Below are 514 nucleotides of genomic sequence, written 5' to 3' on the forward strand. Positions count from 1 at the left end.
GTGGCCCACTCCAGTGAACGGCCATAACCCCAGGGGTCGTCGGCGTCGACCTTCCGGCCGTACTTCGCGGTCTTCCACACGTTGTAGAAGAACGGCAGGACCGACAGGCCCAGCAGGAACGAGCCGATCGTGGACAGGGTGTTCAGGGCGGTGAACCCGTCGGCGGCCAGATAGTCGGCGTAGCGGCGGGGCATGCCTTCGGTGCCGAGCCAGTGCTGGACCAGGAAGGTGAGGTGGAAACCCGCGGTGAGGGTCCAGAAGGTGATCTTGCCGAGGCGTTCGTCGAGCATCTTCCCGGTGAACTTGGGCCACCAGAAGTGGAATCCGGCGAACATCGCATAGACGACGGTGCCGAAGACCGTGTAATGGAAGTGCGCCACGACGAAATACGAGTCGGAGAGGTGGAAGTCCATCGGCGGCGACGCCAGGATCACACCGGTCAGCCCGCCGAAGACGAACGTGATCAGAAAACCCGTCGTCCACAGCATCGGCGTCTCGAAGGACAGGCTGCCCT

Annotated in this window: 1 protein-coding gene; it reads right to left on the minus strand. The window is 63.2% G+C overall.

Annotation, left to right across the window (positions count from 1 at the left end; all coding sequences use genetic code 11):
• Positions 1–514: cbb3-type cytochrome c oxidase subunit I (locus tag CTZ28_RS46535; RefSeq protein WP_183154933.1), on the minus strand; the 514-nt coding region annotated here is incomplete at both ends.

Source organism: Streptomyces shenzhenensis, assembly GCF_003688995.1.
Lineage (GTDB): Bacteria > Actinomycetota > Actinomycetes > Streptomycetales > Streptomycetaceae > Streptomyces > Streptomyces shenzhenensis_A.